Raw genomic sequence first — 23183 nt, 5'->3', positions numbered from 1 at the left:
TGTTCAGTTTTCAAAGATCTACTTGGTTGCTTTTGACAACTTTTATATCATATCAAGGATTTCGTTAATTGTCAAGAACTTTTTTAATTAATTAACTGGTCACATTTGAATTAGTTGTTTACTACTGAAGCAACGTTTATTACTTTACCAAGAATAATCACCTTCGTCAAGCCTTTATTTAAATTAAATCTAAATCAATGAATGTAAACGTGTACATCGTGTTTTATTATTACTTTTACTGCTGAAATAAAAGTAAAAAAAGAGTATTGTCACATAGCGACAATACTCTCATATAATATTATTCATCAAAAATAATCCTATAAAATAATTTAAAAATATTTATTGATTATCATCTGGTCTCATAGTTGGAAATAATAACACATCTCTGATAGATTGTGCATCAGTCATTAACATAACCAACCTATCTATTCCAATTCCTAAACCACCTGTTGGTGGCATACCATATTCGAGTGCTTCAATGAAATCTTCATCGATTCCTTCCGCTTCATCGTTACCATCTTCACGTTCTTCAACTTGGGACTCAAATCGCTCTCTTTGATCAATGGGGTCATTTAACTCAGTAAATGCATTAGCATATTCTGTACCTAAAATATACATTTCAAAACGATCCGTAAATCTTGGATCATCTTCATTTTTCTTTGCTAAAGGCGAAATTTCTAAAGGATGTCCATAAACAAAAGTAGGATCAACAATTGTATCTTCAACAAATTTTTCGAAAAATTCATTAATGATATGGCCAACTTTCCAATATGTTTCATATTTAACATGATGTTCATCTGCCAATTTTTGTGCTTCTTCAACTGACATTTCTTTCCAAAAATCCACTCCAGTTACGGACTTAATAGCATCTACCATATGAACTCTTGCAAATTTTTTATTAAAATCTACTTTTTTTCCATCATATTCAATAATTCCGTCATTTGAAATTACATCTGCGACTGCTTTAAAAATGCCTTCAGTTTCATCCATTACATCATGGAAGTCATAGTATGCAACGTACGTTTCAAGCATTGTAAACTCAGGATTATGTTTTGTATCAATTCCTTCATTACGGAACACTCGACCAATTTCGTATACTTTTTCCATTCCACCAACGATAAGTCGTTTTAAATGTAATTCTAGTGCAATTCTCAAGTATAGTTCAATATCTAACGCATTATGATGTGTTGTAAATGGTTTAGCTGATGCTCCACCTGCTTGGTTATGCAGTACTGGCGTTTCAACCTCAATATATCCATTACCATCTAAATAACGTCTTACAGCTGAAATAATTTGACTACGTTTCATAAATCGATCAAAGCTTTCACGATTTGTGATTAAATCAAGATATCTTTGTCTATAGATTTGTTCTACATTTTGCAAACCATGAAATTTATCTGGTAATGGTCGTAATGCTTTTGATAGGAAAGTAACTTCTGTTGGGCGAATCGTTAATTCACCCATATCTGTTTTCATAACATCACCTGTTATACCAACAAAATCACCAATATCTGAACGTTTAAAGATATGATATGTATCTTCACCTACAACATCTTTACGGACATATAATTGTAAACGTCCATCTTTATCCTGAATATCAGCGAAACTCACTTTACCTTTACCACGTTTAGACATTAATCTACCTGCGATAGTAGCTTGGATATCCATACCATCAAGTTCTTCTTTAGTTAATGCATCATACTTATCATGTAATGCTTTAGTCATGTCTTTACGTTCAAAGCGGTGTCCAAATGGATCGACCCCTGCTTCGCGAAGTTCAACAACTTTTTCACGACGTACCTTTAATTGATCATTCATACTTTGTTCTTGCTTTACCATATTATATCCCTCACTTAATTACATATTTCACTTACTATCATGCCAATTAACCCAATAAAATGCAACTAATTCTATGCTTCTTTTTGCATTAATTTGAATTCACGTTCTTTTGTATCTTCTAAAAATTTATCAAATATCGTTATCATAGTAGCTTCTGAATTTGCTTCATTCAATGCTGCTTTAGCACGAGCTGAACGCGAAATACCTTTTAAGTAGTATGCTGCTTGACTTCTGAATTCTTTAGGTCCAATAACCTCACCCTTTATCTGGCAAAGTGCGTGCAAGTGTTCTTTAGCAACTAAAATTTTATCAGATGCTGAAGGTTCAGCAATGAGTTCACCTGTTTCAAGGTACGTTGCTGTCTGCCTAATCATCCACGGATTTCCTAATGCAGCACGGCCTATCATAACAGCGTCGGCACCGACTTCATCTAACATCTTCTTTGCATCTTGTGGCGTTTTAATATCACCATTACCCATAAAAGGAATTGTTTTTAAATTACTTTTAACTTCATGTAAAATATTCCAATCTGCTTTACCATTATACAACTGGAAACGTGTTCTTCCGTGCATTGCAAGTGCAGCTGCACCACCTTGTTCAGCAGCTAAGGCATTTTCAACTGCTAAAATATGATCTTCGTCCCAGCCTGTTCTCATTTTAACTGTTACCGGAATTGACAGCTCATTAGTAACCGCATCAACCATTTCGTATACTTTATCTGGATCAAGCAACCAACGTGCGCCTGCGTCTGTTTTTGTTACTTTAGGTACAGGGCAACCCATATTAATATCGACTATGTCGGCTGACGTGTGTTCTTCAACAAACTTAGCAGCAGCAACCAATGTTTCCTTATCTCCGCCAAAAATTTGAACGCTAACTGGATGTTCTCTTGGATCTACAAACAACATGCTCAACGTTTTTTTATTTCTAAATTGGATTCCTTTATCAGAAATCATTTCACAAACTACTAATCCAGCACCAAAATCCTTACAAATCATTCTGAATGCCGCATTTGTTACACCTGCCATAGGTGCAACAACTACTTGATTAGGAATTAATATATCGCCAATTTTCCATTCCATTCTATTCACCTCATCGTTTTTTACACTTACTATTGTTTAGTATCATAACACAAATCATATATTGATAAAATTTATTTAGCTGAACCCTCTAATAATTTCATTAATTCATTTTCAGAATATTGATATCGATTTCCACAAAAACGACAAACAGCTTCGGCACCATGATCCAATTCGATCATTTCAGTGATATCGCTTTTTGGCAAACTAGCTAATGAACCGTAAAATTTATCTTTTGAACAATCACATTCGAACGCAACTGGCATTGTATCCAAGATATTAACATTTTCTTTACCAAACATCAGATATATAATATCTTCTGGCGTTTTACCATCTCTTAGCAATTCTGAAATCATAGGCATTTCTGCTAATTTTTTTTCTAAATTATCGATAACTTCATCAGTTGCGCCAGGCATTACTTGAATCATAAACCCACCGGCCACTTCGATTGTATTGTCCGTGTTCACAAATACAGATAATCCAACTGATGATGGAATCTGCTCTGATTTAGCTAAATAGTAAGTAAAGTCTTCGCCAAGTTCACCTGAAACCAATGGGACTTGTCCCGTAAACGGTTCCTTCATACCCATATCTTTTGTTACTGCCATTGATCCAGTTGTTCCAACGGCACCTTTAACATCAATTTTATTTTTTTCATTTAATGGTAAATGAACGTGGGGTTCACTCAGATATCCTTTAACTGTTCCATCAGCGTTACCATCAATTACGATAGCACCAACTGGCCCATCACCATTAATTTTAACGGTCATTTTTTCATCGGCTGACAATGTAGATGTACTTAGTAATAATGTTCCTATTAGGCTCCGCCCAAGTGCAGCTGATGCTGCGCTCCATGTGTCATGTCTCCTTTGTGCTTCAGCAACCGTATTTGTCGCAGTAACAGCATATACTCTTAATTTACCGTCAAAGGCCAAACTTTTTACAAGATAATCTTTCATTCGTTTTCTCCTTAAATAATTCATTTTAGACCAACAAGAACTCCGATAGATAATCCATCGGAGTTCTTAAGTAACGATTATTTATCGTCTTTATTCACTTTGGGGTAAAAAACAACCGTTTTAGATAAATCAACTTCATCTGTTTCTTCAGCTATTTTTTTTGCATCTTTACGTTCTAATTCTTTTTTTGTTGCTTCAAAAGAACCATCTTTTTCACTCGGAAATTCATTTGCATCGTCTTTTTCTGGCATTTTGCCATCTTCGAACAAGCTTAAAATTTCTTTTTCATCAAGTGTTTCAAATTCTAATAACTTATCAGCAATCAATTTATGCTGTTCTCTATGTGCTTCAATAATTTCTTTAGCAAGTTTCATACCTTCTTCAGATAGACGACGAACCTCAGAATCAATAATGTCAGCCGTATTGCTTGAGTAAGCAGCACTTGGTTGACCTGAACCACCAGCGAACATTTGGCTATTGCCTTCTAATTGAACAGGTCCGAGTTTTTCACTCATTCCATATTCAGTAACCATTGAGCGAGCCATTTGTGTTGCTTGTTGGAAATCGTTTGATGCGCCTGAAGATTGTTCATTGTAAACAATTTCTTCAGCTGCACGTCCACCCATTAATCCAGCAATTTGTTCACTCATATCTTTTTTAGACAATAACATTTGATCTTCTTTTGGTAACATGATTGCGTAACCGCCAGCACGACCTCGAGGGACAATTGTTACTTTGTGAACAACTCTAGCATCATTTAGGACTAATCCAACAATTGTATGTCCGGCTTCATGGAATGCAACTGTTTGACGTTCTTTTTCATTAATCGTACGATCACGTTTTGCTGGTCCCGCAATAACACGATCCTCAGCTTCATCCATATCGCTTGCATCAATTTTTGATTTATTACGACGAGCAGCTAATAATGCAGCTTCATTTAAAAGATTTTCTAAATCAGCACCAACAAATCCAGGTGTCTGCTTAGCAATAACTTTTAAATCAACATCAGATGCTAACGGTTTGTTTTTTGCATGAACATTAAGAATAGCCTCACGACCCTTAACATCTGGGCGACCTACTAAAACTTTACGATCAAAACGACCAGGACGTAAAAGTGCTGGATCCAGAACATCCGAACGGTTAGTAGCTGCAATTACAATCACACCTTCTGTACCCGTAAATCCATCCATTTCAACAAGTAATTGGTTCAATGTTTGTTCACGTTCATCATTACCGCCACCTGTACCAGAGCCACGACGACGTCCGACAGCATCAATTTCATCAATAAAGATAATTGATGGTGCAGTTTTCTTAGCATTTTCGAACAAATCACGTACACGACTTGCCCCAACACCGACAAACATTTCTACGAAATCAGAACCGGAAATTGAATAAAATGGTACTTCAGCTTCACCAGCTACTGCTTTTGCGAGTAAAGTTTTACCAGTACCAGGAGGTCCCTCTAGGAGAACACCTGATGGGATTCGAGCGCCTAAATCAGCAAATTTGCGTGGTGATTTTAAGAATTCAACAACTTCAACAAGTTCTTGCTTTTCTTCTTCTGCACCGGCAACATCAGCAAAACGAACTTTATTATCTTTTTTCTCGGAAGGTTTTGTTTTTGATTTACCAAAGTTCATCACCTTACCGCCACCACCGCCACCTTGTCCTGCTTGTCCCATCATAAGATAGAAAAAGCCGACCATTAATACAAGTGGAATAACCGTAATTGCTAATTGCAACCAGATACTATCTGATTGTTCTTCTTTTGTATCCATTTTTGTCTTTGTTGCTTCAGATGATTTCAAAATTTGTGCCATATTTGAATCATTTTGAATAACTGTTGACGTAAAGTTTTTAACTTTTGTTGTTTTCTTTGAAGCTGGAATTAATGAGAACCCAGTATCCTTGCTCTTTTCTGTTTGAGCTTTCTTATAAGTCCCTGTTATTTTGTAGACACCACCTGATGGTTGAATATCAAATGATTTCACTTGGTTTGATTGTAATTTTGAGACAAATTCACTTGATTGAATTTCTTGTGTTTCCGTTTTGCTGTTTCCATCAAAAAAGAAGTACATTACACCCATTATCCCAAGCATGATAACTATGTAAAATAAACTATTTTTAAAAAGTCCATTTTTAGGATTGTTTTTCATATCTACTCTCCTGCCCGTTTTTCTTTATTTTTATTTCAACTATCGTTTGAATAGGATACACTATATCACAATTGACATTCTTTGACCATTATTTTACTCTGTATAAATTTCAGGTTTCAAGACGCCAATATATGGTAAGTTCCTATATTTTTCAGCATAATCTAATCCATAACCAACTACAAATTCATTTGGAACTTCAAATCCTGCATAATCAACGTTAACAGTCACTTTACGACCTTCTGGTTTGTCCAACAACGAACAAACCTTAACAGATTTTACATTTCTATTGTTAAACAGATCGATTAAGTAAGCTAAAGTTTGTCCTGTATCCACGATATCTTCAACAATAATCACATCTCTGCCTTTAACATCAATATCTAAATCTTTGATAATCTTAATCTCACCAGTTGATACGGTACCATCCCCATAGCTCGAAACATTCATAAAATCAACTTCTGCATAATCTGCAACATTTTTAGCAATGTCAGCCATAAAAAGATAGGCGCCCTTTAATATACAAACAAGCAATGGATTTTTGCCTTGATAATCAGCGGTAATCTGTTTTCCTAATCGCCGAGTAACATCTTGAATTTCTTGCTCACTGTAAAGAACTTTTTTGATATCTTCATCCATACACTTTAGCCTCTTCCCTGACCTTGTTTTTTTAAAACGATTATGTCTTGTATTTTATCAGTTTCAACGGTGTCTGACAATTGAGATTTTTTATAATTTATTAACCAAATGATTCGCTTAGTATTAGTTTCTAATACCCAAGCCTGATTACGGTCATTACTACTTATTTTTTGATCAATAAATATTTTTTTTATTTTTTGTTTTGCACTATTTCCTATGTCGATATAATCGCCTGGCAACCGATGTCTCAAGCTAAGCCCCTCTTCAACAATAGAGTGATCAACCATCATATAATCTTTTATAGTTACTTCATCTAGATTAATCTCTTCAGCTTTAAATACGCCAATTTTTTCATTATTATTTAAATTAACCCATGAATTCATACCGAGTATTATTTTTTCAGAAGTACTTTCAATTATTTTCTCTTTTTGAATGAAATCCATGTACTCATATTTTTTAACAAATAATTGATCATCACCTAAATTAAGTTCACCCTGTGGTTTTTTTTCATTCAGCAGTAACTGGCTAATTTGCTGTATTTGGTCTTCTTTTAAGAAAACACCATGTTCTTCAGCGATTTTTTTCAATATCGGCTTTTGCCACCTTGTTTCCAACGTGGTCCACATTTTTATTTTAAATCCTGAAGCATATTTGATTTCTTTTATTTTTTCACTAATTGCTTCATCTGCTAAATCTAATAGGTTCGTTAACTGATCTGCATAACTTTGTGCATGCTTAATTACTTGTTTATTATTTTCAAGCATTTTCGGTATAATTTCTTTTCTAACTCGATTTCTAAAAAAATCACTTAATTGATTCGTTTCATCTTCAAAAAAAACAATGTTTTCATGCTTTGCGTACTGCCGAATAGCCTGTTTTGTGAACAAAAGTAACGGTCTAACTAACATCCCTGGTCCAAATGATCTAGTTTGACTGATACCCGTTAACTGTCTGATATCTCCGCCACGAATTCCTTTCATAACAAGTGTTTCGAGCTGGTCATCTGCTTGATGCGCTGTCATTAACGTTGCATAAGTTTCTGATACCATTATTTGCTCAAAAAAATCATATCTCATTTTGCGCGCTGCATTTTCAATACCATTTAATCCATGTTCATGTACTGGCCAAACTTTTTTATATAATTTAAATTGATGATCTAGACAATACTTTTCGATGAACTCAGTTTCAATACGGCTCTGCTCTCTTAATTGATGGTCAATGTAGGCAACGCCTATCTCAGGCCGGATTTCATCTGGTAATCGTTGCAACAAATCCATGAGGACCATTGAATCAACACCTGTTGAAACAGCAACCAGAATTTTTTCAGGACTACCAAGTAGCCGATATTGAGCCTCAAATCTTGTATTCAGCAAAACTTTTCTCCTTTTTTCATTAAAAAAAGAGTGGTTTAAAATTTTCATTTCAACCACTCATCTTTAAAATTCGTTATTAATTACGTCGGCCACCACGGCCACCGCGCTTACCTTCAGTACTTCTCTTTAATGAAACTAACCGATCTTCACTATCTTTCAAAAAGCCTGACAACAATGAATCGAAGTCATCTTTTTGAGGTTCAACTTTTTTAGTCTGATAGCGATTCTTACCACCATTTGATGGACGAGAACCAGTCGATGCGCGAGTATCTTTATTAAATGTTTTCTGTGGACGAGATTTTGTTTCTGTTACTTGAGGCTTATCAACAGCTTTTCGTATTGATAAACTTATCTTACCATCGTCGCCAATGGATAAAACTTTAACTGTGACTTCATCCCCAACAGTTAGTGCATCATGAATATCTTTGATGAATCCATCAGAAACTTCACTAATATGTACTAATCCTGTTTTTCTGTCACCCAAATCAATAAATGCACCGAAATTTGTAATTCCTGAAACTTTACCTGAAACTTTCTCTCCGACTTCAATAGACATAAAAAAGTTGTTCCTCCTTAGATATATATACCATACTAGTATACCACGCTATAAACCTTGATACAAAGTTAAATCACGGGTAATTCTATCCCTGATTGATTAGTTTTTTAAATTTGCTTTATCACTAGGAAAACTATAGACAGTTTCACCTTTTTTAGAGAAATAATATTTTTCACGAATTAATTTTAATAAATAATCGTTATCATTTAATTGTTTAATTTGAAATTTAAGATCTTTTTGATTTGCTTTAGCTTTTTTTAATTTCGTTTGTTCAACTGCTGTTTCTTGCTTATAATGTGCAACCTTAAGCTTGGTTGAAATTAACTGTACGCTAAAGAAAATGATTATAATTATTAAAACAGCTCCTAATCCAATCATACGGCGGCGGTGAATAGTTACCAATCGTTGATCTTTTTTTCTTTCTGTTTTATTAGCTTTCATAAAATCATTATCTAAAAATTTAATTTTCGATTTATTATCGGCCATCTTGTCTCCTAACCCAATAAAGGACTCCAATTAAAAATCGATAATTATCGACTTTCTTCTGTATAAACTTCAGAAACAACTTCATATAAATCAATTGATTCTGCTTTTTTCGTTGTTTCTTTAAGCGCCATAACTCGAACAGTCAGCGTTTTATTACCAAATTGGATTGTTAACTCATCCCCAACAACAACATCTGTTGAAGATTTTGCCATTTTATCATTAATCATAATTCGACCCTTATCTGCAATTTCTTTTGCAACTGTACGACGTTTAATAATACGTGACACTTTTAAAAATTTATCTAATCTCATTAGTTAATCCCCTTTATTTATCTTATAAATTTTTTTAAAATACGTTTTCCAAATGGAAAGCTTAGCCATTCTCGAATCGAAAATAATTCCCATTTAACTGCTAAACCACCAAATATTCCAGCACCAATAGATCCAGAAACGAGCGCTATAATGCCACTCAACAATCGCTTGTCATTCGTCCAATTAATTAACTGATTATCTAATAAATAAACCACAATTCCCATAATTACACAAATTAAAGTTAATTTCATCATAAATTTGGGATCAATTAGTAACTGTCTAATCTCACTGGGTGACATAACCCACATGGCAATTAATACAAGTAATAAACTTAAGATTGTCGCAATACTTGCTCCAACTGTTCCTAATATAGAAACTAGGTAAAAATTAATACTCATTTTAAGTAACAATCCGATAATCAAAGCAATGACTGACGTACGATACAATCCCAGACTCTGTAGGACGCTGTTGTATGTTCCAATAACTGCTGCTAAGAAAATACTAAACATATAAACCGATAATGTACCATTTTGAAGTTGATCCCCAAATAAAGATTGGTTAACAAGTGGCATAACAGCAATCAGTCCGATGGTTGCCGCCATCGATAACGCCACCGTTATGTGCACTAACATCCCAGCATATCGTTGAAAATCCTTTTTTCGGTTTTCACGACGGGCCGAAGCCAGAGATGGCAATAACATCGAAGAGAACCCAACAGAAATAACTAGTCCAAGTTGTACTAAAGGCTGTGCACGGTCATAGACTCCTTTTAACGATTTTGCAATATTATTTGAATAACCAAAGTGCACTAATCCGTTTTTCACTGTGAATGAATCAACTAATTGTAATAGCACCATCATTGCTGCAAATAGACAGATGATAAGACCCTCCGAAAATAATTTTTTAGAGGTTATCAGTAATCTTTGCCAGTTTGTTTGAAGCCTAGTCTTCCTAAATTCAACCCTGTAAAAGTGAATAAAAGAAACACTTGCGCCAATAGCACCAATAGTTGCCCCAAACATTGCCCATGCTCCCATCGAATATAATGACATATTATTTTCAACCGCAATGTATGCCGCTAAAATAATGAGTCCAACACGTAATAGTTGTTCAACAACTTGGGAGACAGCAGTTTTGTTCATTTCAAAAATACCTTGATAATAACCACGTCCCACTGCTAAAACAGGTAAAAATAAGAACATAAATGAAACACTTTTAATTAAGCCTGCTAACTGTCCATCACCCATAGCTGTCGCAATCCATGAAGCTCCTAATTGTAAGCCAGAAAAGATAACTAAACTAAATATACTTAAAACAATAAATATATCATGAGACAATTTTATTTTATCTTCTTTCGAAGGCTCTTCAGCAATTAACTTACTAATGTAGACGGGAAATCCAGTCAAAGCAAAAGTCATCCCTATCCCATAAATAGGATAAACTTGCTGATAAATATAGAAGCCCGTATCTCCGACTAAATTTTGGAATGGCACTCGGTAAATGGCACTCAAAATCTTGGCAATTAGTGAGGCAATCGATAGAATCATTGCACCACGCATTAAATGTCTAAGTTGCTTATTTCCCATATCATTTCGATTCCTTTTTTATTAGTTAGCTGCAGTCACTGACCCAACGGATTCGCTTAACGCTTGAATAAAGTTTTGTAATTCAATCAACCAGTCAGTCTCAGTCATCTTAGGTTGAATCACTAAAATCACACGCATTTGTTTGCCCTGAGTTTTTAATGACGCTTTTAATTTTGTTGCTGATAATGCCATGAAAATTGCTTCCGTACCCAGCAATGTCGTTCCTTTTTCTGAAACAGAAACAATTAACTGGTCTTTATCTTTTTTAATTTTATCAACTAATGCCTTATCGGCAAATAATTTAAGTAAGCCAATTTCCATTAAGTTATTCACTTCAGTTGGAAATTCGCCGAAACGATCAATTAAATCACCTTGTACTTCCAAATATTGATCATAATTATCAAGCTGTCGAATACGTTTATAAATTTCAATTTTTTGACGCTGATCATCAATGTAAGATGATGGTAAATAAGCTTCAATATTAATGTCAATTTCAGAATCTGATTTAGGCTCAGCTTTTTTACCTTGTTTTTTATTCACAGCTTCTGTCAACATCTGTGTATATAAATCATATCCAACAGAATCAATGAAACCATGTTGTTGTCGGCCCAATAGATTTCCTGCTCCACGAATAGATAAATCTCGCATAGCAATTTTAAATCCAGAACCCAATTCGGTGAAGTCTTTGATTGCTTCTAAGCGTTTTTCGCTCACTTCAGTCAAAACCTTATTAGGTTTATACATAAAGTAGGCATACGCAATTCGACTACTACGACCAACACGACCACGTAACTGGTAAAGTTGCGCCAATCCCATGTGGTCAGCATTTTCGACAAATAATGTATTAGCATTAGAAATATCTACGCCCGTTTCAATAATTGTCGTTGTTACCAACACATCATAGACACCTTGAATGAAATCATACAAGACATTTTCTAATTGATTTTCAGTCATTTGACCATGGATATACGCGACACTAGCTTCAGGAACCATAATCTCAATTTCTGAAACTACTTTTTCAATATCTTCAACTCGATTATGCAAATAAAAAACTTGTCCACCACGTTGAAGTTCACGTTGTATTCCATCTCGAATAGTTCCACCATTTTGTTCCATTACATAAGTTTGAATTGGGTAACGGTTCAATGGTGCCGTTTCAATTACTGATAAATCGCGAACCCCAAGCATCGACATATTAAGTGTCCTTGGGATTGGCGTTGCCGTTAACGTTAAGACGTCCACTTGTGACTTAAACTCTTTGAGTCGTTCTTTATGTTTCACACCAAACCGTTGCTCTTCATCAACAATTAACAATCCTAAATCAGCAAATTGAATATCTTTCGATAAAATTCGATGTGTCCCAACGACAATATCTAATGCACCACTAGCCATTTTATCAGTTGTTTCTTTAAGTTGTTTCTTTGTTCTAAAACGAGATAAAATCCCAATTTCAACTGGAAATCCTTCGAATCGATTAATCATTGTTTCGTAATGTTGTTGCGCTAACACCGTTGTAGGCACTAATAAAGCAACCTGTTTATTATCTTGAATGGCTTTAAAAGCGGCACGTAACGCGACTTCTGTTTTCCCAAAACCTACATCACCAATCAATAAACGATCCATTGGTTTCTTTTGTTCCATATCGTGCTTAATTTCATTTGAACTTCTAATTTGATCTTCAGTTTCAGAGTATGGAAATGCATTTTCAAATTCCATCTGATAATCGTTGTCCTTTGAAAATTGAAATCCAACTTCTGCTTCACGTTCAGCATACAATGCAACTAAATCATCAGCAATATCTTCAATTTTAGCAGCAACTTTATTTTTCGTTTTGGTCCATTCAGTACCACCCAATTTGTTAATTCTAGGTGACTTAGATTCAGAAGAAACATACTTTTGAACCATGTTTAATTGGGTTACTGGAATAAATAATTTAGCTTCATCCCGATAAGAAATTGTCATATAATCTTGATGTTTACCATCGACTTCTAATGTTTCCATTCCAATAAACTGTCCAATACCATGATTAACATGGACCACATAGTCTCCTGGTTTCAAATCTTGATAACTTTTAAGGCGTTCTGCATTCGCTAATGTTTGGCGTTTTGGACGTTTTTTAGTGACTTTGTTAAACATTTCATGTTCTGTCACAACAACTAAGTTTGCCATTGGCAATTCAAATCCAGCTTGTAAGTTACCTTCTACTACCTGAACTTTTCCTAACTGTAGGCTATCCAAAGTCGTCATGATAGAAGGAATCTCAAAATCATCCAAGGTTTGTGAGACTTTATCAAGTCGCTCTTTATCTTGAACCATAACAATAATAGTCTGTTTCTTTTTTAACCAACGATCCATTTCTGTTTTAAGTAATGGCATTTGGCTAAAAAATTGTTGCATGGCATGTCCTGGTACATCAATCAATTGATTAAATTTGAGGTGACCCATTCCTTTTTGAAAATGAGCCAGAAATAATTCAGCATGCGATTCATTTTTCAATAAATCTCGTAATTCAAATCCAAAAACACTTGTAGACAAAACTTGATGTGTTTTTAACTTATCTGCCATCCAGTTATCTTCATCTAGTTTAAGCGTCTTTTCAGCTTCTAATAATCTCGGATAATCGTCCATTACAATTAAACCATTGCTACCCAAGTAATCTAACAGACTTGTTTTACCTTGATAAATAATATCGCTAAATAATAAATGTTCCGGAGCTAAGCGTCCTTTTTCAAAATCACTCATAAGCGGCATAATATTTGATTCTAATCGCTCTTGATCATCATTATCTAATCGCTTATATTCAACACCATACGCTTTTTTTAATGTTTGACTAGCTTCCAATAGCATAGCGTCAGTCGCAATAAAATCTGTCGCGGGTATAATTTGAATCTGGTCCACATTCTCTAAGCTTCGTTGATTAGTCACATCAAAATAACGTAATGAATCTATTTCCGTATCAAATAAATCTAGTCTAATTGGGTTTTCTACGGTCAATGGGTAAATATCCAAGATAGAACCACGTACAGCAAAATCCCCAGGACGTTCAACCAACTTTTGACGTTGATAGCCCATCGTAAAGAGTTGAGTTTCCGTGGCTTTCAAATCAATATCTTTTCCAACAGCTAAGTTTAATGTTGCTTGTTTCCACGTTGAAACAGGTGCTAGAAAACGTCGTAACCCCGAGATTGATGTTACAACAATCTTTGGTGTTCCTTCTAATAGAGCCTGAAGCGTTTGGACACGTTCACTTTTAGATTCTGGTGAACTTGTTGCCAGTTCTGCAGCTAATAATTCTTCAACTGGGAATGTAAGCACATCTTCTTCATTAATAAAGTTAGTTAAATCTTCATTTAATTGTGTTGCATGAAATAAATTATCTGTCACAACCAACATAGATTTTTTTTTATCTTTAAAAATAGTAGCTAACATCAATGTTTTAGCTGAACCCGTTAGTCCAGTTAACAATTGTCTTGTATTAGGTTCAATATTTGTTAGCCAGTTATCTACACCAGGAACAGTCTGCATCATTGCTTCTAAATTCATTATTCTACCCTTTACCCTTTTCTAAACAGCTTTTTCTTATTTATGGTTATACTTGTTCATCGTATTCATAAAATCATCTGTTTCCAACCAATCCTCAATTGCTAAAGTTGCTGTATTGATTGCATCACCTAAGTCTTTTTCTTGGTTTTTAGAAAATTTCGTTAATACCCAATCTACGACAGAAACTTTGTCTGGATGGTCAATACCAATTTTAATACGTTTAAATTCCTGTGTTCCTGTATGTGCGATAATGCTTTTCAAACCATTATGTCCGCCTGCTGATCCTTTTTGACGTAATCGAATCCGACCAACTTCTAAATCAAGATCATCGTTCACAATAAGGATGTCTGAAACATCAATTTTATAGAAATCCATCAACGGTCTAACAGCTCGACCTGAATCATTCATATAAGTAGATGGTTTAACTAAGACAATTTTTTCACCATTTAAATTAAACGATGCCACTTGCGCTTCATACTTGCTAGATCCAAAATCGGCATTATGTTGTTTTGCAAATACATCTACTGTAGCGAATCCGACATTGTGTCTTGTTCCATCATACTTTTGCCCAATATTTCCTAAACCGACTATCATTTTCATTTTAATTTCTCCTTTAAATAAACGCAAACATCTGGGCAAGTTTATTCAACTTACCCAGCATTTCGACCCTATTCTTTTCTTTCAACTATTATACCATACTCGATTTATGAAAATTTTGTGAAAGAACTCTCTCATCTAGTATGTTTTTTCACAAACAAACATGTTATAATTATTCAGTAATAATTATAGCTCTGAAAGGATGAATTATTTTGACAAAAACAGAAAATCATCAAAAAGTTATCTTAGTCGGCGATGGCGCCGTAGGTTCTAGTTACGCATTCGCAATGACACTCCAAGGTGTCGGCGAAGAATTCGGTATCATCGATGTTGCGAAAGATCGCACTGTCGGAGATGCTTTAGATTTAGAAGATGCAACACCATTCGCATTTCCTAAACGTATCTACTCAGCAGAATACTCTGACTGTGAAGATGCAGATCTTGTCGTTATCACTGCTGGTGCTCCACAAAAACCAGGTGAAACACGCCTTGACCTTGTAAACAAAAACTTAAACATCTTGAAAAGTATCGTATCTCCAATCGTTGAATCTGGATTTAAAGGTATTTTCTTAGTTGCTGCTAACCCAGTTGATATTTTAACTTACGCAACAATGAAATTCTCTGGTTTCCCTAAAGATCGTGTTATTGGTTCAGGTACTTCACTTGATACTTCACGTTTACGTGTTGCTTTAAGCAAATTAACTGACATTACAGATCCTCGTTCAATCCATGCTTACATGATGGGCGAACATGGCGATACAGAATTTGCTGCTTACTCAGCTGCAACTGTTGGTGGTCTTCCATTCTTAGATTGGGCAAAAGCTAACAACATTTCTGATGACCAACTTGCTAAAATTGAAGATGACGTTCGTAACAAAGCTTACGAAATTATCAACAAAAAAGGCGCAACATTCTACGGTATTGGTACAGCATTAGCTCGTCTTTCAAAAGCAATTTTGCGTGACGAAAATGCCGTATTACCTGTTAGTGCATACATGGACGGACAATATGGTTTGAACGATATTTATATCGGTACACCAGGTGTTGTTAATGGCCAAGGTCTTGCACAAATCATCGAAGTACCTTTAAGTGATGTTGAATCTAAACGTATGACTGATTCAGCTGCTACTTTGAAACAAGTATTAAATGATGGTCTTAAAGCATTAGGTGAATAATTTTTAATTATTTTCCAAAAAAGGAACGGAAGACATTCTTCCGTTCCTTTTTTAATACAATTTTAATAGTCAAATTACTGTTAAAAAGCTTTTTTTATGGTATTATAAAAATGTAAATGAGAAAAATTTAATATTTGGAGGCGCCTATATGTTATTAAATACTTTAGTTAAACCATTAAAAGAACTAACAACCGTCCGTGAAAGTGTCACACTTGAAGAAGCACTTACGGTCCTAGAAAATTCTGGATTCCGTTGTGTGCCAATCTTAGATGAAACGGGTCAAATTTTCCGTGGTAATATTTATAAAATGCATATTTATCGTCATAAATCACAGGGTGGCGATATGTCACTTCCTGTTACTTATCTTCTTAAAAATGCGACTAAGTTTATTTCATCTGATTCAGCTTTCTTCAACGTTTTCTTTTCAATTAAAGACTTACCTTATATTGCTGTTTTAAATGAAAACAACTATTTTGAGGGTATTTTAACACATACACGTCTTCTAGATATGTTGTCTCAATCATGGAATTTTGATGTTGGTAGTTATGTCTTAACTGTTATTTCAGCTGGCGAACGTGGTGATTTAGTTGATATGGCTAAAATCATTACAAAATATTCATCAATTGCTAGTTGTATGACTTTAGATGTTAAAGAAGGCGAATTATTACGCCGAACATTATTCACATTACCAGCTGGTGTAAACCAAGAAAAAGTTGATAAAATTGTTGATAACTTAGGACGTAAAGAATTTATTGTTTCTGAAATTGAAGATTTACGTAGTTAGACAAAAAAACAGACCCTTTCGGGTCTGTTTTTTTAATGCATTCTTTTATCAAAGTGAATAGCACGATCTAAAACGAGCATTATTGGTGCTGTAATTGTCATTATTACAAATTCAGATAATGCTGTTGTACCGTAAGTAGGCCAGAACGGTAAGCTCGCTGTAATGTTCAACATAATAGCGATTAAAAACATGGTAAATGAGAAAACCATAATATTTAAAAGCATTTTTTGCCACATTTTCTTAAACTTAGGACTAACAAAAATCACAATTAAAAGACCCATGATTGTTTGTACGCCCCCAAAAAGAACATCTAACGGACTGCTGTAAAAGAGATTAAATAAGATAACCCCTAATGAAACACCCCAGATATATTTCTTATTGAAAAGTACTAAGTGATTCAATCCTTCTGATAGTCGAAATTGAATAGCACCACTAGCCATGTTCACCATTCCTGGAACAACTGCCAATACGATATAAAGTGCAGCGATTAAACCATTAATGATTACCTGGTTTACACGATTATTTTTTGTCATTATTAATAGACTCCCTTAGTTTTTTAGCGTGGGATGGTTACGAACCACGTTTTTTTATGTCTTTTTACTGTTTATTTTTCTTTATGTATTGCTGAAACAAGTCCAACACTCATTCTAAGCGCATCATCAACCTCAAGCATACTTTTTTTCGATACATGCGTGATACGATCTTTTAGACGTTGCTTATCAATTGTGCGAATTTGCTCCATTAGTATAACTGAATCTTTTTCAATACCATCTCTACTTGCTAAAAGTCCAACATGTGTTGGCATTTTAGGCTTCTGGATGCGCGCCGTAATGGCGGCAACGATGACTGTCGGACTATAACGATTCCCAATATTGTTTTGGATAATGAGAACAGGTCTCATACCGCCTTGTTCAGAACCAATAACGGGCGATAAATCTGCATAGAATATATCACCACGTATGATACTTTCAACCATCTTATCCCAACTCTCTACATAATTTGAAGGTGCAATAACACTTCATCTTCAGATCCTTTAAAATCATTACAGATTTCACTATTCAATTGTCCCATTTCTGAGTAGCCATCAATTAACTCATCCATCATTTTTTTATGACTTAAAATAGAGTTAAATATTTCGCTATCCTTCAACGCTTCATTGGTAATCGAATAATATGCACAGTAATCGGCTATATGACTCATTGCTACTTTCTCATTTTTATCCATCTGCACTTCCCCCATAGAATTACACTCTACAGATAGTTTACCATAGCAAACTAAGCAAATAAATACTAATTTAGGTAGACATGTGGTACTCGTCCTGAAAGTGCACAGATTATTTCATAATGAATTGTTTCAGCGTACGTTGCAACATCCTGTGCTGTAATCATTTCATCGCCATCTTGGCCTATTAGAGTTACTTTTGTATCATTTGGCATTTCATGTGGCAATCTAATCATTAATTGATCCATGCAAACTCGACCAATTATTTCGCAAAATTGACCGTCGACTAATAGTTTAAAGCCTTGCATCTTTCGGGGCATACCATCTGCATACCCAATTGGTACTGTACCAACCCATTCATTTTCTTGAGCTTGATATGTAATACCGTAACCAACTGAATCACCTGCATGGATTTCTTTCACATAACTTAATTCAGATGTTAATCCAAATGCTGGTTTTAACGCATAAGGTAGTTCTAATTCACCACCAGATGGATTTAAACCATACATTGAAATGCCCATCCGAATCATATTACCGTTGCAAGCAGAGTGCCATAAGCTCGTTGCAGAATTAGAAACGTGTACATAACGAGGTCTATCAGAAACTACTGACATCAATTCATTAAATTTTGACATTTGTTTTTTAAAATACGAATCATTAGGAGAGTCTGCTGTCGCAAAGTGAGTAAAAACCCCTTCAAAGTTTAATGTATTTTGATGACTTCCAAGGAAATTAATTGCCTCTAAAAACGGTTCTGCTTCTCTAAAACCAATACGACCCATTCCTGTATCCAATGCTAAATGAACGGCCAAAGGCGCTAATTTTTCTTCACTCAGTAACTTATTAGCTTCTTGTAACCAGCCAAGTTCTGAAACAGTTACAGATATTTTGCTTTTTGCCAGTAACGGTGCATATTCAACTTTCGTTAATCCCAGAATCAAGATAGTTTCAACAAACCCGGCTTCTCGTAACGCTAATGCCTCATCAATTATTGCCACACAAAAACCTTTTACACCAGCATCTTTTGCAACTTTAGCTACTTCAATCAATCCATGACCATACGCATCAGCTTTAACAACAGCAAAAATAACCGTCTCATCTGTTAATGTCTTTTTTTCAGCTGTGATATTTGCCTTAATAGCTGCCCTATCTACCACGATTTGGGTTGGACGATGATAACCTACAACCATTTTTACATCCCCTTTTCTTGATTTTCTAAAATAACTTCAGTCATAACTAAATTGTTCGTATGAGAAATTGAAATAAAGCCATTACCCTCAAAAGGGTGCTGCGTAATTATCGGTTTACCAATTTCATTATTTAATATTTCAACATCTAAAAAGCCAACTTTATCCCCTATTCCCGTTCCAAAAGCCTTACTGTATGCCTCTTTGGCGGAAAATCTTCCAGCAATAAATTCGTCTTTATGACTACCTTTTAATTCATCAAATTGTTTAATTTCATTTGTTGTGAGAATCTTTGTTATAAATTCTTCATGTTGTTTTGCCAACTTTACTACTCGATCAATATCGGCAATATCAACACCAATTCCATAAATCATATTATCACCTATTTCTTTTCATTGATATCCTTGTTAAGTTTATCAAATTTATTCATTTTCTGCACTAAAATCGTTTATATTTTACCTATCAATATTGTAAGAATAGCAATTTTAAACAAAAAAAGAGACCTAAATTAATAGGTCTCTTTTCAATATTCAAATTAATCTTTTGTTCTGATTGTGAAGTTACGTTTTGGTGCGCTACTTCCGTTTGAACGGTTGTCATTTGAACGATTATCGCTTGAGCGGTTACCTTTGTAACCTCCGCCACCATTACCATTGCTACGGCGATCGCTACTTCCGTTACGACGATCTGAACTTCCACCGTTACTACGGTTTCCGCCACCATTACGGTTGCCTTGGTAACCACCACCGTTGCCACCACGACGATTTCCACCGCCATTGCCGCTACGACGGTTGTTTCCGCCACCACCGCCACCCCCCTTACGTCTAGGTAATGGGCGTTCTGGTGTAATCTTAACAGGTACTTGTGATGAATCATTTTTAATAACATCACTAAGTAATGCTGCAACTAAATCAGCAACTTCAAACTTAGCCATTAATTCAGTAGCTTGTTTTGCATATTTTTTAGTATCAGTTTTGTTAACTAAGGCAGTAACGTCAGCGATTGCTGTTTCAATTTGACCAGCAAATGCTTCATCATCTGTAGGTGGTGTTAAAGCCACCATACGTTTCTTAGTTAATTTTTCGATTTGACGTAAGTAATCCATTTCATTTGGTGAAACAAATGTCAATGAAGTTCCTTTATGTCCGGCACGGCCTGTACGGCCAATACGATGGACATAACTTTCAGGATCTTGAGGAATATCATAGTTAAAGACATGGGTAACCCCAGAAATATCTAAACCACGAGCAGCAACATCAGTTGCAACTAAAATATCAAGTTTACCTGATTTAAATTCACGTAAAATACTCATACGACGTTGTTGTGATAAATCACCATGGATTCCTTTAGCGTTGTATCCGCGCATTTCAAATCCTTTAGCTAATTCGTCAACACGACGTTTTGTACGACCAAACACGATTGTTTGTGTTGGGTTTTGAGCATCATACATACGTGTCATGATATCAAATTTTTCGAAATCTTTTGAGATTACGTAGAATTGATCAACTAAGTCAGTTGTTAATTCTTTTGCCTTAACAGTTACCAAAGTTGGATCTGTCATAAATCTTTCACCAATACGGCGAATAGCAGTTGGCATTGTTGCAGAGAATAACAATGTTTGACGTTCGTCAGGAACAGTTGTTAAGATGCTTTCGATATCTTCAACGAATCCCATATCTAACATTTCATCAGCTTCATCTAAAACCAAAGTTTTAACATTACCTAATTTAACGGTGCGACGACGAATATGATCTAATAAACGTCCTGGTGTTCCAACTAAAATTTGAGGTGCGCGATTAAGACTCTTGATTTGACGACGAATATCAGACCCACCATAAACAACTTGAACTTTAGCATGTTTTTCTTTACCTAAACGGTAAAGTTCTTCTTGCGTTTGAATAGCAAGTTCACGTGTTGGTGAGATGATAAGTGCTTGAACTTCATCTTTTGTTGTATCAATTGTATCTAAGATTGGTAAACCAAATGCAGCAGTTTTACCAGTACCTGTTTGTGCTTGTCCAATAACATCTTTTCCTTCTAAAGCCATTGGAATTGTTTCAGATTGGATAGGTGTTGCTTCTTCAAAACCGCTGCGTTGAACGGCCTTTAGTAGTTCATCGGATAGTCCTAATTCTGTAAATTTCAAGTATAAATTCCTCCTAATGTGTTTGCAAACTAACATGCTTCACAACACAGTTAAGAGTTCGTCGTCAATTACTGTCTTGTAAAGTTAAATTAATTTAAGTCTGACCCTTCATGAGTCACTATTTAAACTATAATAGCACCTTAAATAATATTAAGCAACTCTCTAATTACTTTGTAAAGCCGATAAAACGGTTTCTAAATGAACGCCATGGCTTCCTTTAATCAAAATAGAATCTTTTTCAGTACGTATTTTTAATAAATCTTCAACCATAGCTTCTTTTTCATCTAAATCATAATAATGAAGATGTTGATCATCATACTTTGATTTTAATGCTGTTGCTAAAGATTTTATTTGTTCTCCGTAAAGATAAACGCTTTGAATTTTTTCATTATCAAAACTATCAGCCAAGCTGAGATGCATATCGCTAGATTGCTCACCTAATTCAAGCATATCACCCAAAACAACCATTCGATTACCTTCAACATCGCTGTTTGAGAATGCTTTGATAACAGCTTTTGCAGCTGTCGGATTTGAATTATAGACATCACTTAAAATTGACTCGCCCAAATGACCTCTAAGCCACTCTGTCCGATTCTTCGTTAAATCAAAATCACTAAGCGCCTTTACAATATTTTTAGGTGACACACGATAATGACGACCAACTGAGATAGCAGCCATCGCATTATCTACGTTATATGTGCCAATCATTGGAATTGTAAAATTAAAATCAGCCATTTCTCTCACTTTAAAGCTAGTCATTGTTTGATTGCCGACAACATTTGAAACACTCAAGTCAGCACTTTCACCATGACCGAAGCCAAATGATTGCTGTTCAATATTGGAAACACGTTCTCTTAATAACGGTTCATCTGCATTATAAACCAACAAGCCGTCTTCTTTCAGCCCATTCACAATTTCCATTTTTGCATCCGCAATTTTATCTCGCGTACCAAAAAATTCGATATGTGCTTCGCCAATCATCGTAATAACAGCGACATCAGGTTGTGCAATTCGACTTAAAAAGTCTAACTCACCAGGATGATCCATCCCCATTTCGACAACAACAACTTCCGTATTAGGTTCTATACTTAATAAAGTCATCGGTACGCCTAAATGATTATTGAAATTCGCTTCCGTTTTACAAACATTATATTGCTGACTTAAAATTTCTGTAATCATATCTTTAGTTGTCGTTTTACCGTTACTACCAGTAACTGCGACAACTTTAGGATTAATTTTATCCAAGTAATGTTTTGCTAAATCTTGGTAAGCCATTAATGTGTCATCTACTAAGATAGCTGGGATTTTCGTTGGCATTGTATCTTGATGGTCAACTGCCCATAAAGTCGCTGTTGCACCATTATCAATCGCACTTTGGATATAATCATGACCGTCATTTTCTGCCACAATAGGTACAAATAAACTGCCTTCCGTTAGTTGTCGACTATCAAATGAAACACTCGATATATTAATTGGTTCATCAGTAATTTCGTTCTTGGCGCTAACTGCGCTCGCAATTTCAGTTAATTGCATTTTCATTATATAAACCCTC

21 protein-coding genes and 1 riboswitch are annotated in these 23183 nt (G+C 35.1%); of the genes, 2 read left to right on the top strand and 19 right to left on the bottom strand.

Going from position 1 to position 23183, the window contains the following annotated elements:
* Positions 1-339: 339 nt before the first annotated feature.
* The 12 genes from lysS to pth all read right to left on the bottom strand — a co-directional run bounded on the left by lysS (position 340) and on the right by pth (position 15121).
* Entirely contained in the window at positions 340-1839 is a 1500-nt protein-coding gene (gene lysS, locus AC1RPK_RS01820) for a lysine--tRNA ligase (RefSeq protein WP_481760847.1), read from the bottom strand.
* Positions 1840-1910: 71 nt separating this feature from the next.
* Positions 1911-2921 (bottom strand): tRNA dihydrouridine synthase DusB, encoded by a 1011-nt coding sequence (dusB, locus tag AC1RPK_RS01815; RefSeq protein ID WP_481760848.1) that lies wholly within the window; start codon positions 2919-2921, stop codon positions 1911-1913.
* Between the two features lie 71 nt (positions 2922-2992).
* On the bottom strand, positions 2993-3877 hold the full coding sequence (hslO, locus tag AC1RPK_RS01810; RefSeq protein WP_481760849.1) for an Hsp33 family molecular chaperone HslO: 885 nt from the start codon (positions 3875-3877) through the stop codon (positions 2993-2995).
* Positions 3878-3954: 77 nt separating this feature from the next.
* The gene (ftsH, locus tag AC1RPK_RS01805) at positions 3955-6033 is read right to left on the bottom strand and encodes an ATP-dependent zinc metalloprotease FtsH (protein ID WP_409021575.1); all 2079 of its coding nucleotides are present in this window, start codon (positions 6031-6033) and stop codon (positions 3955-3957) included.
* Positions 6034-6126: 93 nt separating this feature from the next.
* On the bottom strand, positions 6127-6666 hold the full coding sequence (gene hpt, locus AC1RPK_RS01800; protein WP_409021576.1) for a hypoxanthine phosphoribosyltransferase: 540 nt from the start codon (positions 6664-6666) through the stop codon (positions 6127-6129).
* A gap of 5 nt (positions 6667-6671) precedes the next feature.
* Positions 6672-8039 carry a tRNA lysidine(34) synthetase TilS gene (gene tilS, locus AC1RPK_RS01795; RefSeq protein ID WP_481760850.1) on the bottom strand — a complete coding sequence of 456 codons (1368 nt, stop codon included), beginning with the start codon at positions 8037-8039 and terminating at the stop codon, positions 6672-6674.
* Between the two features lie 76 nt (positions 8040-8115).
* On the bottom strand, positions 8116-8595 hold the full coding sequence (locus tag AC1RPK_RS01790; RefSeq protein ID WP_481760851.1) for a S1 domain-containing RNA-binding protein: 480 nt from the start codon (positions 8593-8595) through the stop codon (positions 8116-8118).
* Positions 8596-8694: 99 nt separating this feature from the next.
* Positions 8695-9081, bottom strand: coding sequence for an FtsB family cell division protein (locus AC1RPK_RS01785; RefSeq protein ID WP_481760852.1), 387 nt, complete (start codon positions 9079-9081; stop codon positions 8695-8697).
* 44 nt (positions 9082-9125) lie between these two features.
* The gene (locus AC1RPK_RS01780) at positions 9126-9392 is read right to left on the bottom strand and encodes an RNA-binding S4 domain-containing protein (protein ID WP_481760853.1); all 267 of its coding nucleotides are present in this window, start codon (positions 9390-9392) and stop codon (positions 9126-9128) included.
* Between the two features lie 17 nt (positions 9393-9409).
* On the bottom strand, positions 9410-10978 hold the full coding sequence (locus AC1RPK_RS01775) for a putative polysaccharide biosynthesis protein (protein ID WP_481760854.1): 1569 nt from the start codon (positions 10976-10978) through the stop codon (positions 9410-9412).
* A 21-nt stretch (positions 10979-10999) separates the two neighbouring features.
* On the bottom strand, positions 11000-14521 hold the full coding sequence (mfd, locus tag AC1RPK_RS01770; protein ID WP_481760855.1) for a transcription-repair coupling factor: 3522 nt from the start codon (positions 14519-14521) through the stop codon (positions 11000-11002).
* A gap of 36 nt (positions 14522-14557) precedes the next feature.
* Positions 14558-15121, bottom strand: a complete 564-nt coding sequence (gene pth / locus AC1RPK_RS01765) for an aminoacyl-tRNA hydrolase (protein ID WP_409021584.1) — start codon at positions 15119-15121, stop codon at positions 14558-14560.
* Positions 15122-15330: 209 nt separating this feature from the next.
* Between pth and AC1RPK_RS01760 the strand changes: the two genes are divergently transcribed.
* Together AC1RPK_RS01760 and cbpA are read left to right on the top strand one after the other, a co-directional pair.
* On the top strand, positions 15331-16293 hold the full coding sequence (locus AC1RPK_RS01760; RefSeq protein ID WP_409021585.1) for an L-lactate dehydrogenase: 963 nt from the start codon (positions 15331-15333) through the stop codon (positions 16291-16293).
* Positions 16294-16441: 148 nt separating this feature from the next.
* The gene (gene cbpA, locus AC1RPK_RS01755; RefSeq protein ID WP_409021586.1) at positions 16442-17077 is read left to right on the top strand and encodes a cyclic di-AMP binding protein CbpA; all 636 of its coding nucleotides are present in this window, start codon (positions 16442-16444) and stop codon (positions 17075-17077) included.
* Positions 17078-17109: 32 nt separating this feature from the next.
* On the opposite strand, the gene AC1RPK_RS01750 is transcribed toward cbpA, so the two are convergent.
* From AC1RPK_RS01750 to AC1RPK_RS01720, 7 genes are all read right to left on the bottom strand, one after another.
* The gene (locus AC1RPK_RS01750; RefSeq protein WP_481760856.1) at positions 17110-17610 is read right to left on the bottom strand and encodes a QueT transporter family protein; all 501 of its coding nucleotides are present in this window, start codon (positions 17608-17610) and stop codon (positions 17110-17112) included.
* Positions 17611-17619: 9 nt separating this feature from the next.
* Positions 17620-17664: riboswitch (PreQ1 riboswitch) on the bottom strand.
* A 17-nt stretch (positions 17665-17681) separates the two neighbouring features.
* Positions 17682-18053: a type II toxin-antitoxin system PemK/MazF family toxin gene (locus AC1RPK_RS01745; protein ID WP_409021588.1), complete on the bottom strand. Its 372-nt coding sequence runs from the start codon at positions 18051-18053 to the stop codon at positions 17682-17684.
* Positions 18054-18067: 14 nt separating this feature from the next.
* A complete protein-coding gene (locus AC1RPK_RS01740; RefSeq protein WP_481760857.1) occupies positions 18068-18301 on the bottom strand; it encodes a hypothetical protein in 234 nt (77 codons plus the stop codon).
* Between the two features lie 65 nt (positions 18302-18366).
* Complete coding sequence (alr, locus tag AC1RPK_RS01735; RefSeq protein WP_481760858.1) at positions 18367-19488, bottom strand: alanine racemase; 1122 nt, start codon at positions 19486-19488, stop codon at positions 18367-18369.
* 2 nt (positions 19489-19490) lie between these two features.
* Entirely contained in the window at positions 19491-19859 is a 369-nt protein-coding gene (gene acpS / locus AC1RPK_RS01730) for a holo-ACP synthase (RefSeq protein ID WP_481760859.1), read from the bottom strand.
* 161 nt (positions 19860-20020) lie between these two features.
* Positions 20021-21631, bottom strand: coding sequence for a degradosome RNA helicase CshA (cshA, locus tag AC1RPK_RS01725; RefSeq protein WP_481760860.1), 1611 nt, complete (start codon positions 21629-21631; stop codon positions 20021-20023).
* A 162-nt stretch (positions 21632-21793) separates the two neighbouring features.
* Entirely contained in the window at positions 21794-23170 is a 1377-nt protein-coding gene (locus AC1RPK_RS01720; protein ID WP_481760861.1) for a UDP-N-acetylmuramoyl-tripeptide--D-alanyl-D-alanine ligase, read from the bottom strand.
* Positions 23171-23183 lie beyond the last annotated feature (13 nt).

The organism is Dellaglioa sp. CoH-55-MRSF-6 (assembly GCF_056782215.1).
The sequence above is the reverse complement of the archived record's forward strand: the minus strand, read 5'-3'. Positions and strand labels throughout refer to the sequence as shown.

What these genes read in the sequence shown, in the direction of transcription:
- lysS (WP_481760847.1), bottom strand. Translation starts at nt 1,839, where the DNA reads ATGGTAAAGCAAGAACAAAGTATGAATGATCAATTAAAGGTACGTCGT.
- dusB (WP_481760848.1), bottom strand. Translation starts at nt 2,921, where the DNA reads ATGGAATGGAAAATTGGCGATATATTAATTCCTAATCAAGTAGTTGTT.
- hslO (WP_481760849.1), bottom strand. Translation starts at nt 3,877, where the DNA reads ATGAAAGATTATCTTGTAAAAAGTTTGGCCTTTGACGGTAAATTAAGA.
- ftsH (WP_409021575.1), bottom strand. Translation starts at nt 6,033, where the DNA reads ATGAAAAACAATCCTAAAAATGGACTTTTTAAAAATAGTTTATTTTAC.
- hpt (WP_409021576.1), bottom strand. Translation starts at nt 6,666, where the DNA reads ATGGATGAAGATATCAAAAAAGTTCTTTACAGTGAGCAAGAAATTCAA.
- AC1RPK_RS01790 (WP_481760851.1), bottom strand. Translation starts at nt 8,595, where the DNA reads ATGTCTATTGAAGTCGGAGAGAAAGTTTCAGGTAAAGTTTCAGGAATT.
- AC1RPK_RS01785 (WP_481760852.1), bottom strand. Translation starts at nt 9,081, where the DNA reads ATGGCCGATAATAAATCGAAAATTAAATTTTTAGATAATGATTTTATG.
- AC1RPK_RS01780 (WP_481760853.1), bottom strand. Translation starts at nt 9,392, where the DNA reads ATGAGATTAGATAAATTTTTAAAAGTGTCACGTATTATTAAACGTCGT.
- AC1RPK_RS01775 (WP_481760854.1), bottom strand. Translation starts at nt 10,978, where the DNA reads ATGGGAAATAAGCAACTTAGACATTTAATGCGTGGTGCAATGATTCTA.
- mfd (WP_481760855.1), bottom strand. Translation starts at nt 14,521, where the DNA reads ATGAATTTAGAAGCAATGATGCAGACTGTTCCTGGTGTAGATAACTGG.
- pth (WP_409021584.1), bottom strand. Translation starts at nt 15,121, where the DNA reads ATGAAAATGATAGTCGGTTTAGGAAATATTGGGCAAAAGTATGATGGA.
- cbpA (WP_409021586.1), top strand. Translation starts at nt 16,442, where the DNA reads ATGTTATTAAATACTTTAGTTAAACCATTAAAAGAACTAACAACCGTC.
- AC1RPK_RS01750 (WP_481760856.1), bottom strand. Translation starts at nt 17,610, where the DNA reads ATGACAAAAAATAATCGTGTAAACCAGGTAATCATTAATGGTTTAATC.
- AC1RPK_RS01745 (WP_409021588.1), bottom strand. Translation starts at nt 18,053, where the DNA reads ATGGTTGAAAGTATCATACGTGGTGATATATTCTATGCAGATTTATCG.
- AC1RPK_RS01740 (WP_481760857.1), bottom strand. Translation starts at nt 18,301, where the DNA reads ATGGATAAAAATGAGAAAGTAGCAATGAGTCATATAGCCGATTACTGT.
- alr (WP_481760858.1), bottom strand. Translation starts at nt 19,488, where the DNA reads ATGGTTGTAGGTTATCATCGTCCAACCCAAATCGTGGTAGATAGGGCA.
- acpS (WP_481760859.1), bottom strand. Translation starts at nt 19,859, where the DNA reads ATGATTTATGGAATTGGTGTTGATATTGCCGATATTGATCGAGTAGTA.
- AC1RPK_RS01720 (WP_481760861.1), bottom strand. Translation starts at nt 23,170, where the DNA reads ATGAAAATGCAATTAACTGAAATTGCGAGCGCAGTTAGCGCCAAGAAC.